This is a genomic window from Staphylococcus sp. IVB6181 (genome assembly GCF_025561445.1).
Classification (GTDB): domain Bacteria; phylum Bacillota; class Bacilli; order Staphylococcales; family Staphylococcaceae; genus Staphylococcus; species Staphylococcus simulans_B.
Map to the genome: position 1 here is coordinate 2,446,390 of NZ_CP095096.1, position 18,032 is coordinate 2,464,421.

At 37.7% G+C, this 18,032-nt stretch carries 22 protein-coding genes; 5 read left to right on the plus strand and 17 right to left on the minus strand.

Annotation, left to right across the window (positions count from 1 at the left end; translation table 11 throughout):
• Nucleotides 1-145 precede the first annotated feature (145 nt).
• Together MUA90_RS11990 and MUA90_RS11995 are read left to right on the plus strand one after the other, a co-directional pair.
• Complete coding sequence (locus MUA90_RS11990) at nucleotides 146-349, plus strand: DUF1659 domain-containing protein (RefSeq protein ID WP_105993440.1); 204 nt, start codon at nucleotides 146-148, stop codon at nucleotides 347-349.
• A 17-nt stretch (nucleotides 350-366) separates the two neighbouring features.
• Nucleotides 367-579, plus strand: coding sequence for a DUF2922 domain-containing protein (locus MUA90_RS11995; RefSeq protein ID WP_105993439.1), 213 nt, complete (start codon nucleotides 367-369; stop codon nucleotides 577-579).
• Nucleotides 580-622: 43 nt separating this feature from the next.
• Here MUA90_RS11995 and MUA90_RS12000 read toward each other — a convergent pair whose 3' ends face one another.
• Nucleotides 623-862 carry a hypothetical protein gene (locus MUA90_RS12000; RefSeq protein WP_105993438.1) on the minus strand — a complete coding sequence of 80 codons (240 nt, stop codon included), beginning with the start codon at nucleotides 860-862 and terminating at the stop codon, nucleotides 623-625.
• 309 nt (nucleotides 863-1,171) lie between these two features.
• Between MUA90_RS12000 and MUA90_RS12005 the strand changes: the two genes are divergently transcribed.
• Complete coding sequence (locus MUA90_RS12005; RefSeq protein ID WP_262587146.1) at nucleotides 1,172-2,101, plus strand: efflux RND transporter periplasmic adaptor subunit; 930 nt, start codon at nucleotides 1,172-1,174, stop codon at nucleotides 2,099-2,101.
• A gap of 327 nt (nucleotides 2,102-2,428) precedes the next feature.
• Complete coding sequence (sarA, locus tag MUA90_RS12010) at nucleotides 2,429-2,803, plus strand: global transcriptional regulator SarA (RefSeq protein WP_262587148.1); 375 nt, start codon at nucleotides 2,429-2,431, stop codon at nucleotides 2,801-2,803.
• A gap of 132 nt (nucleotides 2,804-2,935) precedes the next feature.
• Here the strand turns inward: sarA and MUA90_RS12015 are convergent, their stop codons facing one another.
• The 13 genes from MUA90_RS12015 to MUA90_RS12075 form a co-directional block, all read right to left on the minus strand.
• The gene (locus tag MUA90_RS12015) at nucleotides 2,936-3,649 is read right to left on the minus strand and encodes a hypothetical protein (protein ID WP_105993435.1); all 714 of its coding nucleotides are present in this window, start codon (nucleotides 3,647-3,649) and stop codon (nucleotides 2,936-2,938) included.
• Between the two features lie 118 nt (nucleotides 3,650-3,767).
• Nucleotides 3,768-4,274, minus strand: a complete 507-nt coding sequence (locus MUA90_RS12020; RefSeq protein WP_105993434.1) for an SA0570 family protein — start codon at nucleotides 4,272-4,274, stop codon at nucleotides 3,768-3,770.
• A 169-nt stretch (nucleotides 4,275-4,443) separates the two neighbouring features.
• Nucleotides 4,444-5,262, minus strand: coding sequence for an alpha/beta fold hydrolase (locus tag MUA90_RS12025; protein ID WP_262587151.1), 819 nt, complete (start codon nucleotides 5,260-5,262; stop codon nucleotides 4,444-4,446).
• Nucleotides 5,243-5,980 carry an HAD family hydrolase gene (locus MUA90_RS12030; RefSeq protein WP_105993432.1) on the minus strand — a complete coding sequence of 246 codons (738 nt, stop codon included), beginning with the start codon at nucleotides 5,978-5,980 and terminating at the stop codon, nucleotides 5,243-5,245. Before MUA90_RS12030 ends, MUA90_RS12025 begins: the two co-directional genes overlap by 20 nt.
• A gap of 61 nt (nucleotides 5,981-6,041) precedes the next feature.
• Nucleotides 6,042-6,989 carry a FecCD family ABC transporter permease gene (locus tag MUA90_RS12035; protein WP_262587153.1) on the minus strand — a complete coding sequence of 316 codons (948 nt, stop codon included), beginning with the start codon at nucleotides 6,987-6,989 and terminating at the stop codon, nucleotides 6,042-6,044.
• Between the two features lies 1 nt (nucleotide 6,990).
• A complete protein-coding gene (locus MUA90_RS12040) occupies nucleotides 6,991-7,896 on the minus strand; it encodes an ABC transporter substrate-binding protein (protein ID WP_262587155.1) in 906 nt (301 codons plus the stop codon).
• Nucleotides 7,897-8,033: 137 nt separating this feature from the next.
• Nucleotides 8,034-9,698 (minus strand): arginine--tRNA ligase, encoded by a 1,665-nt coding sequence (gene argS / locus MUA90_RS12045; protein ID WP_262587156.1) that lies wholly within the window; start codon nucleotides 9,696-9,698, stop codon nucleotides 8,034-8,036.
• The gene (locus MUA90_RS12050) at nucleotides 9,699-10,115 is read right to left on the minus strand and encodes a YwiB family protein (protein WP_105993429.1); all 417 of its coding nucleotides are present in this window, start codon (nucleotides 10,113-10,115) and stop codon (nucleotides 9,699-9,701) included. It abuts the gene before it with no gap.
• Nucleotides 10,116-10,252: 137 nt separating this feature from the next.
• A complete protein-coding gene (locus MUA90_RS12055) occupies nucleotides 10,253-11,431 on the minus strand; it encodes a M20 family metallopeptidase (RefSeq protein WP_105993428.1) in 1,179 nt (392 codons plus the stop codon).
• Between the two features lie 127 nt (nucleotides 11,432-11,558).
• Nucleotides 11,559-12,071, minus strand: a complete 513-nt coding sequence (locus MUA90_RS12060; protein ID WP_398577357.1) for a YwhD family protein — start codon at nucleotides 12,069-12,071, stop codon at nucleotides 11,559-11,561.
• A 79-nt stretch (nucleotides 12,072-12,150) separates the two neighbouring features.
• A complete protein-coding gene (locus tag MUA90_RS12065) occupies nucleotides 12,151-13,449 on the minus strand; it encodes an HD domain-containing protein (RefSeq protein WP_262587158.1) in 1,299 nt (432 codons plus the stop codon).
• A gap of 33 nt (nucleotides 13,450-13,482) precedes the next feature.
• Nucleotides 13,483-13,959 carry a GNAT family N-acetyltransferase gene (locus tag MUA90_RS12070; RefSeq protein WP_114603931.1) on the minus strand — a complete coding sequence of 159 codons (477 nt, stop codon included), beginning with the start codon at nucleotides 13,957-13,959 and terminating at the stop codon, nucleotides 13,483-13,485.
• Nucleotides 13,960-14,211: 252 nt separating this feature from the next.
• Nucleotides 14,212-14,772 carry a flavodoxin family protein gene (locus tag MUA90_RS12075; protein ID WP_262587160.1) on the minus strand — a complete coding sequence of 187 codons (561 nt, stop codon included), beginning with the start codon at nucleotides 14,770-14,772 and terminating at the stop codon, nucleotides 14,212-14,214.
• Between the two features lie 245 nt (nucleotides 14,773-15,017).
• On the opposite strand from MUA90_RS12075, the gene MUA90_RS12080 reads away from it, so the two are divergent.
• Complete coding sequence (locus MUA90_RS12080; protein WP_114603933.1) at nucleotides 15,018-15,251, plus strand: hypothetical protein; 234 nt, start codon at nucleotides 15,018-15,020, stop codon at nucleotides 15,249-15,251.
• A gap of 147 nt (nucleotides 15,252-15,398) precedes the next feature.
• Here the strand turns inward: MUA90_RS12080 and MUA90_RS12085 are convergent, their stop codons facing one another.
• The 3 genes from MUA90_RS12085 to mvaD all read right to left on the minus strand — a co-directional run bounded on the left by MUA90_RS12085 (nucleotide 15,399) and on the right by mvaD (nucleotide 18,027).
• Nucleotides 15,399-15,740: a YuzB family protein gene (locus MUA90_RS12085; RefSeq protein ID WP_114603936.1), complete on the minus strand. Its 342-nt coding sequence runs from the start codon at nucleotides 15,738-15,740 to the stop codon at nucleotides 15,399-15,401.
• 215 nt (nucleotides 15,741-15,955) lie between these two features.
• On the minus strand, nucleotides 15,956-17,035 hold the full coding sequence (locus MUA90_RS12090) for a phosphomevalonate kinase (RefSeq protein WP_114603937.1): 1,080 nt from the start codon (nucleotides 17,033-17,035) through the stop codon (nucleotides 15,956-15,958).
• A complete protein-coding gene (gene mvaD, locus MUA90_RS12095; RefSeq protein ID WP_262587165.1) occupies nucleotides 17,032-18,027 on the minus strand; it encodes a diphosphomevalonate decarboxylase in 996 nt (331 codons plus the stop codon). Before mvaD ends, MUA90_RS12090 begins: the two co-directional genes overlap by 4 nt.
• Between the last annotated feature and the right edge of the window lie 5 nt (nucleotides 18,028-18,032).

Sequence of the window (18,032 nt, forward strand, 5' to 3'; positions counted from 1 at the left end):
TAACTAAAGCTATAGAAATAGCGATACACACTACGTTTACCCGTTTGCTTGTGCTTAAGACGAAAAAAATTAAAATAATTTACAAAAAGGGTGTGCTTTTTTTCTGCGGATTTCGATATATAGAGTGAGCAAGGAGGTGAGAAACATGAAAACAATCAAAGAACTTGCTGTGACTCTAATTCGTTTAGAAGAAACAAAAGATGGAAAACCTGTCGCAAAACGCCGTCGTTTCGCTCGTTTAAACCCTCAAAGTACTGAAACACAATTAAATGGTTTTAAATCAGTTATTGAAAAATTAACTGGCGAAACTTTCGACAACGTCGAAATCACTACTGTAGAAACTTTATAAGAAGGAGCTGTTACTTTATGACTAAAACATTAGAACTTATCTATCTCAATGAAGCACACAAGCCTGTTAAATTCCAAATTCCGGACGTATCAGGCCAAGTGCAAGAAGAAACGGTCAGAAATGCGATGAGTACATTATTGGACTTGAATGTCTTAAACCCCGCATCTGGCAAGATTGCTGCGATTAAAGGCGCACAAATTATAGAAAAAGAAACACACATCATTTTCTAAATCATTGCATGTCGAGTATACTCAAATGAGTATGCTCGATTTTTTATTGCTCTGCATCAAGCGGTCTCGGCTTTACAATATCTCCGAAGAAGATGCGATCTTTCCCCAGCTTTTTGCATAACGCATAGCTTTCAAAAACATCCACGACTTGCGCTAAGTTTTTATAAGCATGTTTTGGATTTAATACTTCAACAAATTGCTTTTTCTGAATGTCTGAATCTTGGCCTGCATCAATAAAAAACATTTCTTCATCTAACAAACGAATAATAGACACCTGTGTCATGGCTGTTCCCCCTACTTTCTCATTTTGCAATGCTTCTGTTTATTGCCAGTTTACCAAATTATATATTGATACATTGAAAAAATCTACAACTTTAACAATTAACAAATAAAAAGTACTTATTATTCCCTAATTCTTTACGAAATAATCGAAAAACTGAAAAAAACACTTTTTTCAGCGTGATATACCTTTATTTTTTCTTTTATTATAACAATTCAATAAAAGGAACAAAATAATTATTTTCAGCGTTGCCCCAACCATTATCTCCATTGTATAATAACTATAAAATTATATAAGAAGAGGTGACTTTATTTGTTAAAAACCCACTGGTTGTCCGCCTTAATAGCTATCCTCTTATTAAGTGCAGCTGCCGTCGGATTATACGCCGCACTCCGACATCACACGCCCCAGGCAAAGCAAAATATTAAAACCTACACTGCTGCTTACAATCACCCGATTCGATTTACAGGTCATCAAGCAGCCGAAACAAAACATTCTTTTTACTACGACCCTAAGATGGGAATGATTCATGATTGGTATGTTGATTCAGGTAAAACAGTTAAGAAAGATCAGCCCTTATTCGAATACTACAATAAGGAAAACGAGCAGCACCTGACTTTACTTCGTAAACAACTGAATTATTTGGATCAGCATTCTAAACGTTCGAATTTCTTAAATTTGCATACCGACCTTGAAAAGCAATTTTACGCTGTCCAAGCAGGACTGCGCGTAAAACAATTCACTGCCTTGGAAGGTGTAGTCCATATTATAGACAAGCACCCAAGCAAACCGCAGCAATTGTTCGCTGAAGTATACAGCCCTAAACGTATTATTAAAGCCTACGTTTCTGAATCTGTCTTACATCAGCTGAAGCTGAAGCTGAATCAAGAAGCAGAGATCAAAGGACAGACCGCTGCTTTGTTTAAAGGTAAAATTCAAAAGATCGACGCATTCCCTATCGCACAGTCTGAAGACAGTAAATCTTCGCAATACGAAGTACAAATCTCCACAAATGCACGACTTCCAATAGGAAGCCGCTTTAACATTTCAATTTCTACGCATTTCATTGCACTTCCTAAGGATGTTTTATACGGAAAAAACGCAGTAATAATTAAAAAAAATCAACAAATGGTTAAAAGAATTATTAAATATAGCGAAAATTCGGGTATGGTTATTATTAGTGAAGGACTTTTACCGGGAGAAAAAGTTGTTGCTCAACCCAAAAACTTCACATCAAACTAGAGTTCTTATATAATTAACCCATATCATATCGGTAAATAGGAAAATAGACATTATCTTAATTAATAATGTGTTATTCAAATGATGTTCAATAAATTGTCTTGCTTCATTCGGTAATTTTTTGAAAGAATCATTAGTTTGAAAAAACCATTGTTTTATAATGTTTTTTGTTTACAATTCATTTTTATCTAGTTATAATTAAATAAATAATAGGGACGCGAATATTTTGTTTGAAAAGTATCTCGCCCCAATTATGAAAATTAACGTTTAAAAATCTGTCTGTTTACCTATAGTATAATGATAATGGGAATGTTAAGGGAGGAAATACACATGGCAGTATCAAAAATTAAAAATTCATCAGATTTATTAGCAATGGTGACATATGCTGATAAAATGAAAAGTATTATCAAGAAAGAATTCACAATCAGCTTCGAGGAATTTGCAGTATTAACTTTCCTTAGTCAATCAAATGACGAGGAATACTACTTAAAAGATATCATTAACCACTTGAACTACAAACAACCACAAGTTGTTAAAGCGGTTAAAAATTTATCTCAAGAAGATTACTTCGATAAAAAACGTAACGAACAAGATGAAAGAACAGTTTTAATTTTAGTGAATGTAACACAACGCGAAAAAATCAACGAGTTATTAAACCGTATTAATGAACGTATCTTAACTGCAAACAAAGAAATTAAAATCTGATTTGTTTAAGCTATGTATATACAAAAAGCGTGATGCAAAAATGATGATTCATTCTAGCATCACCTTTTTTATGGGTTCTTCACCTTTTATGGCGGAGAACCTTTTTATTTTGATAATGAAGCTTGTATCAGCCTACTTCTCACGTGTTGATAATTTAATGGAATAATAAATAATTACTACTAAGATTAAAATCCAAATAATGACTGTGCCGATTTGTGCCAGATTCGGATCTAATACTACTGCATCAATTGTTTTTTGACTCAGCAGCAATCCGACACCTGTAAATTCAAAGCGTTTGTAATAAACACCGAATATCGCCATGATAATACCGAAGAAGAACACAAAAATATGCGCATATTTCGTTACTACCACAACACCGAAATCTATATTAAATGCATGCAGCATCACTAATATGGCCGCAATGATGATAATCCCTATACCTATCATGACTTCGGTTCGATTGCTGTATAAATAGTTCTTTTTAACAATTCTGGTATAAACAAAAACTGTTATCGGGAAAATAATGAGGCAGTAGACAATCGATAAGCCTGTCGCAGCCTGAAACGGCACAAACTGTTTGTCATATAAGTACGATATCAACAAGAAATTGACGATAAAGAACAGTATCGGATTCAATTGAATTCCAAACAGATTACGTTGAATCGTTAAAATAATTTCAGCTGGTGCTTTCTTGCGGTATTCTATATAATCTTCATCTTTTGCTTCTGATTTTGGCAGGTCATTACGTATTTTTTCTTTGATATCATCAATCATCTTAGGAGAAATCCCTTTGTAGTTAAAATAATCGGTGATATTTTCTAATAATATTTTGTCATTAGGACGCATGATGTGTCTCCTTTAAATATTCTATCCTTATCAATTTATCATTTCACACTTAATTTATCCACTCAATGAAAAAAGAAGACAGGAGTTTGCTCTCCCGTCTTCCTGCACAAACCTGTTCTTATTTACCGATATCAATACGATAAAGTTTCAGGTTTTTATCTTTAGGTGATTGGCTTGCAAATTGATAAGAAGTATCTTTATCTTTGATATAGCCGAAATTACCTGTTTGTTCATTATAGTTATATCTCCAAGTTACAGTATTACCAAGTTGGTTGCGTACTGTTTTGAAACTTGGTCCATCTATTTTATTGTACTTCATTGTGATGTGTGTGACTTGGCCGCGATCTTTTTGGCCATTCGCTGTCACAATCATTAATCCTTTGTCAGAATTAAATTCATAATAGTGTTTAGTTTTATCAGGTTTATAAGAATAGCCTGTGAGTTTGTGCGTTTTCAAAACATCTTTAATATTTTGACCCAACTTCACACCCTCTAATGATGTGTCGCCATGTTGGATTTGCTGCACGGTTTGAATTGTATTGCCAGACGCTGCATCTGCTTGATGGATGCCAAGTCCGGTTACCACGGTTGCAGAAACGATAGCCGCTGAAAGTAATTTTTTCATAAGCAATAACTCCTTTGCTCTCTTTTTGTAATGTTCCTGTAATTTTTTCTGCGCTTATTATACTATACCCTTAAATACCCGTTATGTAATCGGTCTTCGGATGTAATATTTTGTAATACTGTATAATAATCAAGAGTTTAATTGCAAATAATAATGAATAACTTTGCTTTTAGGCTTTAATACGTTGCTGCTCGTCTTCTAATACTTCATTGACATTTATGAAAGCTGTCACCGTTTCTAAGAATCTTTTCTTCTCTTCACCCATCGGATAAAGACCAGAACGTTCAAATGTTTCGACTTGTGCATGCTGAATATGATCAGTATATGCTGCTAACTCTTCTGATGTTAAACGTTCATCGTGTTTACCTTGAATGATTAATACAGGTGCTTGAATATGATTTAAAGCAGGCTGAATTTCGGTATGTTCAAATGAAGCTGTAACAGAACGCTTTTCGAGTCCTGTCATAATCGGTGTCATATCTGAATAATTCTTCAGCATTTTCCCTGCTTTTTTCTTTGAACCATATGTGTGTTTATCCAAGAATTTCTGCTGCTTGTTGTCTTCCCATGTTCTGATTGTATCAGCATATTTTCTAAACAGACGTGCTTCTGGCAGTTCTGCTTGCAGTGTTGCCGGGTTAACCAGTACAAGTCCATCGACATATGCATCAAATTTAGACGCAAAGTCTGCCGCAATGGTTGCGCCTAGTTCTTGTCCGATAAAGAATGCATGTCGGATGTATAAGTAATCCAGTAATTCTTTAATATCTGAAGCATAGTCCGCAAAATCAATTTGCAGCGGTTTGTCTGAATAGCCATGACCGCGTAAATCTATACAAATCACTTCATAACTGTATGACAGTTTTGTAGCGATATCGTTAAAGATTGAAAAATTTTCAAATGCGGAATGTATCAATACAATCGGCTGTCCGCTTCCCATCGCCGCATAATGCAATGTTGTATGATCTTTAGTCGTAAATAGTTCCATTCGCTTGCTCACTCTCCTTAGAATCTGGGGCTTCTTGCGGTAGAATCTCTAATAGTTCTTCTAACGTCGCAATTTCAAAATCCATTTCTTCCGGTTCCGGCTCAAGTTCAACTTCATCATCTTCATGATTAAACCAAACACTGACCATTCCCATCGCTCGTGCCGGCGCAACATCATTTAAAGCATCATCGCCTACATACAACACTTCTTCTGGTTCTACACCGAGCTGTTCCATAATATCTTCAAAGATTTTAGGATGCGGTTTTCTGTAGCCTACCATCTCTGACGTAGACAAAAAATGAATATAAGACAATATACCCAAACTATCTAAACGATATTGCTTTATTTTAGATTTACCATTCGCAATCACACCTGTCAAATATCCTCTGTTTACTAAACGTTCCAACGTATACTGTGTATCATGATACGGAAAGACATAACGATAGAAGTGATTCTCAAAATCATGAAATAGATCTTTCCACGTTAAACGATCGACATGGAAACGTTTGATAATCGCTTTATAAAGTTCCGGCTTATCATGATCCTCGTCATCATCCAATTCAATAAACTGCTTTTTGAAATCTTGAGCTTGTACATGAACTAAGTAATCATGGAACCGTTCATACTGTTCTTCAATAAATTTCTCTCTCGATTTATTACGATCTAACAGTGTTCCTTCTAAATCGAATACGACCGCCTTTATACCCTCTAAATTCATTATTCTTCTCTCCTATAAATGCATATCAAGCATCTCTGTTATCATTTCTTTATTAATAAGATCATTCATACGAGCGTTTCTGTGTTGCTATTAAATACCCAAGTACAGGTATTCCTAATAATGCCAAAATAATACTGGCTGGAATTTCAATCGGGTGCCACAGTTGTGCACCTAAAGTATCCGCAAAGACCATGACCGCACCGCCGACAATACCATTCATCAGCATCTGCACACCTAATGTCGCTTTAACAGTACGTCTGATCAACTGAGGAACTATCATTCCGATAAACCCTATAATACCAGTATATGAAACAATAATCGCTGTCATAATAGAGGCAAGTGTCAATACCATAAACATCATCTGCTGCACATTTAAACTTAACGAACGGGCTTTCAGCGTACCGACTTGCAGCAGTTTAATCTTCGGCAGCAATACACCGAGCAGCAGTACACACAAAAGCATCACAGGTACAATGAAGTAGACTTCATACATTTCCGCATTGGAAAAACCGCCGAACATATACATCACAATACTTTTCATTCTGCGTTCGTCTAACAATATCAACAGATATAACAACGCATTAAACAAAGCACCTATCATAATACCTGATAATATCAAAGCGCGCATCGGATAACCTTGCGAAATAACAGCCGTCACACCCAGCACAATACCTAATGTGATGAAACTTGCTGTCATTGAGGCCATAGGAATCCATAGACTGCTGAGACCTAAGAAGACTGCACAACCGCCGCCTAAAACAGAACCGCTCGCTAAGCCTAATGTCAGGCTGTCTGCAAGCGGATTATTCAGTACGGTTTGAAACATTTGGCCTGCAATCGACAAGCCGATACCTGCGAGCAGTGCTTCCAATACTCTTGGCAAACGCACTTCAAACAGGATACTTTGATTTAAAGGGTCCGACCAGCTGCCTAAATTCCAAAACAAGCTGATGCCGATGCTTGCTGTGAGTGCAAGACACCATCCTATAATCATTGTAGTTTGTTTCATTTTATTGTTCATCTCGATAAATGGCATCTCTTAATGCTTTAAGTCCTTGGTCGATACGCGGACCAGGTCTTGAAATCGTATCGCCATTCACCGCTTCAATTCTTTTCTTCTTCACAGCATCTATATTTTCAAAGCCGCCGCGCTTACGTATGATCTTCAAGTAATCTGAACGCGTAATCCCTTCAGTTGTAATTAATACATCTGGATTATGCTTAATGATACTTTCTTTGCTGACTTTCTTCCAACCTGTCAAATCATCAAACGTATTCTGTGCTTGCAGCTCTTCTAACATATAATTAAAGAACGTAGATTTGCCTGCTGTATAAATTTCAGGTTCATGCGAAACTTCTAAGAAGACACTAGGTGCTTTTTGATGTTTCGGCACATCTTTCAACACTGCTTCAACACGGTGCTTAGTATCATACACTAATGTATCTGCTTGTGATTTGCGTCCTGTAATATCGCCGATTTGTTCAAACGTTCCATAGATTTCTTCAAAGTTTTTGGCTTCAGGTATGTAAACCACCTTGATGCCTTTCTTTTCTATGTCGCTTAATACTTTATTATCCATGCCTTTTTGAGATTCATGCGCTAAAATCAAATCCGGTTTAGCTTTAAGCAATTGATCTTTATTCAACTTCATCGCGTCGAATTTCTGCTTGTTTTTAACGTCTTTAGGATAGTCATCTACAGTAGAAACCCCTATCACTTCTTTACATAAACCTAATTCATACAATATCTCCGTGTTGCTCGGCATCAATGAAATGATGCGGTGGTATTTGATAGACTGCTCAGTTTTGTGCTCAGATTGTTTTTTATCGTCTTTCTTATCCTTTTCTGCAGGTGAAGCACACCCTGCCGCAACCAAAATAACTAAGATTAGAAAAACCCATAGTTTTTGTTTCATCAACTTCTCCTCATATTGTATTGTAAATCTCATTTTAGCACATTTACTCTTGCTGAAAAGGTCAATTTTACAAAAAACTTATACACATTTTGCATAAAAAAAGAAGCACTCTGAAAAGAGTACTTCGAATAAGTGAATTACATTGTATGCGGTGCAGTAACACCCACTAATGCTAAGGCATTGCGTAATGTAATTTGCGCTGCCGCAATCATTGAAACATAAGCTTGTGTCTTAGTTTCATCGTCTGTTAATACTTTGTCCGCATTGTAGAATTTATGAAATGCTGCTGCAAGTTCTTGAATATAGTTTGTTACACGATGCGGTGCACGTTGTTCTGCAGCACTTTCAATCATCGGTTCAAATTCAGCTATTTTTTTCAATAGGTCGATTGCTTTATCATTTTTGATAACACTGAAGTCCGCATTTTGCGTCGGCACAATGCCGCGTTCAGCCGCTTGTTTCAAGATTGAAGAAATACGCGCATGTGCATATTGTGCATAATACACAGGGTTTTCTGCTGAATTTTCTTTCGCAAGTTCCATATCAAAATCAAAATGCGTATCCGGGCTGCGCATCGTTAAGAAGTAACGTGCTGCGTCAATGCCGACTTCATCCATGATTTCACGCAATGTAATCGCATTGCCTGTACGTTTACTCATTTTAACTTCTTCGCCGTCTTGCATTAAACGTACCATTTGCATGATTTGAATTTCTAAACGATCTGCATCAATACCATATGTTTCAACTGAAGCTTTCAAACGGTTGATATAACCGTGGTGATCCGCTCCGAATAAGTTGATTAAGATATCTTGACCGCCATCGCGATGGAATTTGTCATAGTGATAAGCAACATCTGGCAAGAAGTAAGTGTATGTGCCGTCTTTTTTGATTAACACACGGTCTTTGTCATCGTTGAATTCTGTCGTACGCAGCCATGTCGCACCATCCGCTTCATACGTATGACCATTTTTTTTCATCAGCTCTAATACACGTTTGATTTCGCCTGAATCATATAAAGTTGTTTCACTGAACCAGCCGTCAAAGTGTGTATTGAAGTCTGCTAAGTCTTTTTTCAATTTTTCCATTTCATAATCGACACCTAATTGTCTGAACACTTTTAAGCGTTCGTCATCAGGCAGCTCTTGAAGGTCAGGACGTTTTTTTGCTAAATCTTTACCAATATTCACGATATCTTTACCGTGATAACCATCAGCTGGTAATTCCGCTTCTTTGCCTAACGCTTGATAATAACGCGCTTCAATAGAACGTGCTAAGTTAGTAATTTGGTTGCCGGCATCGTTGATGTAGTATTCACGTGTCACATCATAGCCTGCCGCATCTAAAATATTGCTTAATGTATCACCGACTGCCGCATTACGTGCATGTCCGATATGCAAATCGCCAGTTGGGTTCGCAGATACATATTCAACTAAGATTTTTTGGTTTTTAGGTACTTCTGCACGTCCGAAGTCTTTATCTTTTTTCAAGGCTTGCGGAATAATTTCAGTTAAGTATTCATTGTTTAAATAGAAATTGATAAATCCAGGTCCTGCAATTTCGATTTTTTGCACATTCGCTTTTGATTTATCCAAGTTATCAACAATCTCTTGTGCGATTTCACGCGGATTGCGTTTCGCAATTTTTGTCAGCACCATTGCGATATTTGTAGAGTAGTCCCCGTTTTTAGGATCTTTTGGAATTTCCACTTTGACTTCAGGAACTTCTTCTGCAAGTCCAGCGGCTTTAACACTTGCTGTTATTTCTTCAATTAATGTTTGTTTGACTTGATCAATAATATTCACTTACTTCAGCTCCTTGTAGGTAATTTGGTAAAGGTATGTGCCCATCTTCTCTTCATTTTGATAGAGTTCATAACGAACTTTGAGTTTTGACTGTTCTGGTTGTACATAATGATTAATGCTGAGCGTACGAATCGTTAAAGGAATCTTGCCAGTAGGTATTTCGTATAATGACATCGTATCATTACCTTCTATAAAATGCAGATTCTGTTTAATATTCCCGCTGCGCAGCAACCTCACTTCGCCATTTTGAATCTTCAATGTAACATGTACTTCCAAGTTTTCTACGACTTCATCATAACGTATATATTCAGCTTGCCGCTTCTCTTGCCAAGTGCCGTTGGTTTCAAATTCAAACTCATCTATTTCTCCATCGCGTTCAATCATCTGAAATGTTTGTATACGAATGTTTTCATTCAAAGACGCGCTCACCCTATTCTTATTTATTCATTAATACTCTGAATTATAACATAAATATACAGCGCACACAGTGACTAAATTCACACTGTATGCGCTGATAACCCTAAAAGTCAAAATTAAATTGTGTCTCACTTCATTTAGTCTTTCAAATAATCTAACACAATCGTACCCACTGCTTCAGCTGCACTCATCATAGATGATTCGCTGATATTGAATTTCGGATGATGGTGCGGGTAGACTTCCCCTTCTTCTGGTTCTGCACCTGCAAAGATAAATGCGCCTGGAACTTCTTGTAAATAATATGCAAAGTCTTCTGAAGGCGGCCAAGGTTCGCAGCGTTCGACTTTTTGTATTGCAGATTTTTCTGCGTTGTTTAATGTCTCTGATACATATTTCGTAAATTTCGGATCATTATAGACAGCCGGATAATCGTCTGTATATTCATAATCGCAAGTCACACCGAATGTTGTTTCTAAACCATCTACGACATGTTGTAATTCTTGTGCGATTTTATCTTTTGTTTCATCTTGCAGTCCGCGTACATCTCCATCAAGGACAACTTTATCTTTAATTACATTGAATTGACCTTTGGCATCGAATGAACCGATAGAAACGACACCCGTTTCAAATGGACTTAAACGTCTTGAAACGATAGATTGTACAGTCGTCACAAAGTTTGCGCCTGCGACAATCGCATCATTCGCGTCATGCGGTGATGAGCCATGACCGCCCTTGCCGTGAATCGTTAATTTAAAGAAGCCGCGCCCTGTTTGCACGTTGCCTTCTCGATAATAAATTGTACCGCGTTCACCATTACTCATCACATGTACCCCTAATACATGATCTACACCATCTAAAACGCCATCTTTAATCATTCCGATTGCACCGCCTGGAGGCATTTCTTCAGCTGGTTGATGTATCACAACTACTTTTCCTGAGAACTGATCTTTCATTTCGATTAATGTCTCAGCCAATATCAGCATATAAGCTGTATGTGCATCGTGACCGCAAGCATGCATAACACCAGGATTTTCTGATGCGAACGGCAAACCTGTTGCTTCCTCTATCGGCAATGCATCAAAATCGGCACGAATCGCAATCGTTTTACCCGGTTTCCCACTGTCGATAGTAACCTTCAAACCATTTTCTCCGACATTAGTTTCTACTTCACAATCCTTATCTTTATAGAATTCTGCAATATACTTCGGTGTTTCAACCTCTTTGAAAGATAATTCCGGATGTGCATGCAGATAACGTCTGATTTCAACCATACGGTCCTCTTTCTCTTTTAATCGCTGAATTAATTCTGAACTCATACTATCTCCCCTTTGCAATAATCTTACAATTTAGATTATTCTAAAATTTATATACCTACTGTAACATACTTAGAATGATGAACGGGCAAAAAAGCAGAAACCACTTTGTGTGATTTCTGCTTAACATTTACTTATCGTGCAATGCTTCTTTTAATTCATCGCTTGAATGATTCCACATTTCAATATCATGATTTTTAAGGAAGTCTCTGATAATCGCGATGTATTCATCTCCGATGTGATCGATGACCACTTTATGTTTCATAGATTTATCCATCATATTCACATGTTCAGGCATGCTTTTGTAGCCTCTGCGGATTTTTTTATTCACCATGAGGTAACATGCGGTTAACCCTGCATAATATGCACCTTGTTCACCGCGTTCAGTCGTTACCCAGCATAACCAATATTCTTTCGCTTCAGGTCCTTCGACTGTTTCTTTATCTGTAATCCATTTTACACCTTTTTCAACATCTGCACGTGCGTGCATCGCACCGATATCAATAAATGCTTCTTTAGATTGCATGTCTATAAATACAGGTGCAACGTTATCTAAACTGATTGCCCCGATATTTGTTCCTTTATGGCCGTCTAGCGGGTCATTTTTAATAATATTGAATTTAAACCCTTTATTCTCTGCCACAAGCCACACCTCCATTATATGCTCATGTTATTCCATTTTACTGTATCATCTGTATCTTTTCGAATACAATGCACATCGTTTAATTCAGTTCGTTTAAGATACTCAAAATACGTTCGCGTACTGCATCATCTTTGATATTATGAACCAGTTCTTTAGGATAATATAATTTATAATCTTGGCGATTAATTCCTGTGATACTTTGAATCACCATAGACTGACTGCTGATTTCTCGGATTTTGCCGTTATGCTGAAGGAGATGAATCGGTTGGCGGTTAGACCCCGGGCGGTCATAATCATAAGGCAGATCAGAGAACGATTCGCTCACGAAATAGTAATCCGGATTAATACCGCCGGCTTCAAACAACTCTCTCAGCTCATTCATTGTAATAATCGAACCGTCAAACGGCAGATATTTGAATAAGTCCCGATTAATAAAACGGCGTGCTAAATCACTTAAGATATCATCGTCTTCTTTAATCCATTCTTTCAAGTAATATAAGACTACCGCTTCATCCAGCTCTACATATTGTTCAATTGTCATCGTTCCTTCAAAGAACGGAATGAAATCTTTAGGGAACAGATTAAACTCATAACCTTCTTGATAGAGTGCTTTTGCACGTTTCAAACAGTTATTCAGCAAGACTTCTCCGCCTCGGCTGACCGGGTGGAAATAAATCTGCCAATACATTTGATAGCGGCTCATAATAAAGTTTTCTACCGCATGCATACCGCTGTCTTTAATCAAGACTTCTTCTTTAGTTGGACGCATTAATCTTAAGATACGTTCCATATCGAATTTGCCATATTGCACACCTGTAAAATAAGCATCCCTTTGCAGGTAATCCATTCTATCTGCATCGATTTGAGATGAAATCATAGAAATAACCAGCTTATTAGGATGTGTTTTATTAATCACGTCTGCGACTTGTTTCGGAAAGTCTTTTGAAACTCTGCTCAGCACGGCATTCACTTCAGTATTTCCGGTAATAGTGGCTTGTGTAAATGCTTCGTGATCTGTATTGAAAATCTTTTCGAAACTGTGAGAAAAAGGACCATGACCTAAATCATGCAGCAAAGCAGCACATAATGCGAGCAAACGGTCATCATCATGCCATGCTTCACGTCCGCGAAACGACTCGTCTATAATTCTGCGGACAATCTCATACACACCCAGCGAATGGCCGAAACGGCTGTGTTCTGCAGTGTGAAAAGACAAATACAGCGTGCCGAGCTGTTTGATACGGCGCAAACGCTGGAATTCTTTTGTTTTTACTAAATCCCAAATGACTTGATCTTTAACATGAATATAGCGGTGAATCGGATCTTTGAATACTTTCTCTTCAAATAATTTTTTAGTGCCGTAATCTGTCTCCGCCATGAGGATCCCTCCATCTCATTCTATTCGATATATTTAAAATGCCTTTTTCATTAGCGCAAGGTCCATGACTTCCCCGTATACTTCTCGGTTATAGGCACGTACCATTTCAAAGCCTTGTTGGCGGTAGTATTCGACACCTTCTTCGTTTTGGTTATCTACTTCTAAATAAACCGCATCATATTGTCCTTTGAAATGGTCCAATCCTTTATTTAACAAGGCAGTACCATAGCCTTTACGTTGTGCTTTAGGATGAATATAGTGCGCAGATAAGAAAAGTTCGCTGCCGTTAATAAAATTAGCGAACCCTACAATTTCATTATCTTCTTCTGCCACTAGGAATAATTGTTCTTTTAATCTTTTAAGCAAATGCTGCTCATTGTATGAAGCTGTCAATAACTCATTGACAGTCGTCGCAGCATAGATATTCAAATACGTGTTATACCATGCTTTTGTTGCCACATCTCTGATGCCGACAACATCCGCTGGTGTTGCTTCTCTCACTTTATGCATCGTTAATCACGTCTCCTTACATAGTTCAACTTTCAAAATGAATAAATTAATTATATCATACGAGATATAAAATTGTGTTTAAACAAACACGCGTATGACGACTTATTTATTGTTCTACCCCGCTTGCAGGGTGTTGCTAAACACAGCGCAATGTACATGATAAATATATAGTCTGAATCAGTTGTTGTGTTTATGAATATGAAAAGCATTCAGATATAACCTAAGCGCTTCAAATCTAATACAACATATTATCTATAACGTACGTGTACTTGCTTTTTCTTTTAATTGCTCATGCCACTGCTTTGCATGATGCATCGCGTATGTATCTTTTAAAATATCACCCGGCGCATTCACTGTACCAATCAGATAATCTTCTAAGAGGGCACCTAAAAATTCCAAGCTGTATTCTATTTGATGCATACATGGACGTGCTTTGATTTTAGGACAATCACCGCCCACTAAAATTAAGCGAAATTCGATTTGCGTCATCTTTTCTTTAAAATCACGATAATTTTTATCGCGCAATGTTTCTGACCAGTGGTCGATGAATGATTTCATCGAGGCTGAAACACTATACCAATATACCGGCGACACCAATAGCACACTATCGCTTTCTAACACACGATCAATAATATCAGGATAATCATCCAGGTAGCCGTCAATTTGTCCCCCATTATGTCTGACGTCCCTGACAGGTGCGAAGCGGTATTGCGTTAAATCAATCCATTGATAATCTAAACCCTCTACAACCAATTTTGCGAGTGAAGCAGAATTGCCTTCTGGTCTGCTTCCTCCGAATATAACAGTTATCATGTGCAGGTTCCTTTCTGGAATATAAGTGAACTTTTTATGAACATTGTTATCTCTTGTTTAATAAGCCTAATTATAGGTTACATTATTTAAATATACCAACTTAATGAATCTAACGTAAATTTTTTGTAAAAAATGCGAATACCTTCAAGATAGACTGGGTATATGAACTGAGTAAGAAGGATAAAAGGTACCCTATTCAATCAAGCAAAAGGGACTAAAAAAACTCAATAAAAGGTGATTAAAATATGGATGATACGAGCTTTGGTAACATTTATATTGACTCGCAGCCTGTAACGTTAGATTGGGATACTTTAGTAACTGATGAATCTGAAATGGCAGTTGATGGCATCCCGCCATCTCTTATAGATAAATGGGTGAAAAGAAAAGAACTTATCCCATCGTATACAAAGGACAATTTGCGTCATTTCTATACTAAAGATGTTTTAAATGCTTGCAGGTCATATGTAAAAGTTTATTGAGAATCCACTACCACGAGACAACAACGGCATTACCCGCAGTCAATATGCGATGAATCTCGCGATAGTTCGAACGATAAAAAGACAGACCCTCTGTTTTGCCTATATGCAAACAGTAAAGGGTCTGTCTTTTTGTATTTGAAATTCTAATTATTCAGCTTGTTTACGTTTCGCTAATTTTTCTTTAAGTTTTCGGTCTTGTTCTTCTTTTCTGCGTTTACGTTCTTCATTACGTTGACGCAAGCGCTCTTCTTCTTCTGGATCACGCGGTTTTTGAAGCTGCTTTTCAACTTTCTCCATTAACTCATCTTCTGTTAATGCTGCTAAAGGGCGGTTGTTGACGAACGCAAATGTCTTTCTGCGACCTGGACCACAGTATGATTGGCAGCCTATTTCTATTTCAGCTTCTGGATCTAATTTCTTTAATTTTCTTTCTAGGGATTTGCAATTAACGGCTTGGCAATCATCACAAATCAAAAATTTGTTTTGCACTGCTATGTCCACCTCACTTTATCTCTATAATCATCTATTTTCTCTAACGACTTCTATTATTTAACCTTATCTATTCTACGCTTTTTCCGTAAAATTTCAAGTCCCAATTCTTTGAACTGTATGTTAATCAGTCTTTAACACCTCAACAGAACACTGAAATCTGCTATAAAAAAACTGCCGCACTGCAATGGTTCACAGTGAGACAGCACACTATATTATTGACCTTGATAAACGTGGAACGGCAGCGGTTTGATGTTTGCTGCTTTCCAGCTGTTATAAATCATTTTGCGGTGTTTTTGGTTGCCGATAATCGCTATACCGCAGTCTCCGCCGCCTGCACCTGATGTTTTAGCAGCAGCATTATAAGTCTCTGCGATATCGCATAATTGTTTAAGCTGAGGTGTTTCAATGTCGACAATTGCTTCTGCATCCATCATTTGGATGATAGAACGGTTGCGTCGAATCATAGCTTGTACACCTTTTAAATTGTTCGTTTTGAAAGCATAAATCAAACGCTCGACACAAGATTGAGATTGTTCTAAGAAACGGCTATAAAACTCTGGATCTGATTTTAATCGTTTCACTTCACTGACTAAGTAAGGAGATGACGCTGGAGAACCTGTCCAGCCGATAAGCACTTCCATATTCTCAGGGGCTTGCAAGGGTTCAGTATATAATCCCGGCCAGTTTTTCTTTACCACTTCAGCAACAGAAGACGTTTCAATCTGCTGCATGACCCAATCATGGTCGAAAGTACTGTAAGCTAACCAACCAGTAAAGACACTGACTGCAATATCGCCGCACGAACTTAAACTTTGCAGTTTCATATTCGCAATCACCGCAAGTTTATAAATATTTAAATTCGCTAAATCCAACTCATAAAATTCATTCAGTGCTTTAACGACAGAAACTAAAACAGCAGCACTCGAACCTAAACCGTATTTATGGCCAGAGGCATCGTCTAAATTGCTGTCGATCACTAAATCAAAGTGTTTCAGCGCTTTACCGCAGCTTTTAGCATATTGCTCGAAGACTTCAACTGCAGTAATCACATATTCTAATTGTTTAGCCGCATTCGCATCTGAGACTGCAATCTTATCGCCTTCTCTTTGGAATGTAATCGGCTCATGATGCAGCGTTTTAGAATGAATTGAACCGCCGTTATTTGCGGCTGCTGTATCTATCGTAGCCGTCACAAAACGGTCCACTGCTATCAATACAGACTTATAGCCTGGTTCCGTTACTGCATATTCACCTGCGATATAGAGTTTGCCTGGCGCTTTGACTGTAATCATGATTCATCTTCCTCATTTATAATTTCAATCCCGGTACCGATATCACTCGCGATAATTTGGTCTTGATCAAAGTAAGTTGTTAATTTATCGATGACTGCTTGCTGATGCTGTTTTTGTACTAATACTTTTACATTAGGACCTGCATCCATTGTGAAGTATGCCGGCAATCCTGCTTCGCGGCATTCATGTACTAAAGCCATAGCTTCATAACTTTCCGGCACCAAATATGTAAATGGCGGTTGTGCCCCTAAGTTTGTCGCATGCATGCGCAGTCCATTCTCTTCAAATACTTCGCCTAATCGTTTGAAATCTTTAGCTGCAATCGCGGCTTTTGCTTCTTTGATATCCTCATCAATATGGTCTAACCAATATTGGTAAAAGCGAGAAGTATTGCGTGTTAAAGACATCCCGGCACGGCTTTTTACTTTTTTAGATTTTTGATTAATCACTACGAAAATCATTGCTAAATTATCTTCCCAATGATCCGCATCGATGGCATGTGCATAAGACGTTTCATCATCATGGCCTTTTTCCCATTCCGCAAATCCTCCGTAAATACTGCGGCTTGCAGAACCTGAACCGCGTCTAGCGAGGCGGGATAAATCTTTATCAGACAACTGCATGTCCAATGCTTCATTGCATGCAGCCGCAAGTGCCGCAAACGCACTGGCAGAAGAAGCTAATCCAGCTGCCGTCGGCACAAAATTAGTGCTGTCGATATGTGCTTTCATGTCAGTACCTGCGCGTGCTCTGACAATGTCTAAGTATGCTGAAATTTTTTGCGTTTCTTTGTCATCCGCTTCTTCCCCGTTTAAGAAGAAACGGTCCTTTTCAAATTGCGCATCAAATGTTGCACGTGTTTCCGTATAAAATTTATCCAAAGTCAGCGACAAACTATTATTCATTGGAATAATCAGTGCATCGTCTGCTTTCCCCCAATATTTAATCAACGCAATATTCGTATGCGCTCTCGCTTTGCCCGTCTTAGCCAATTGAA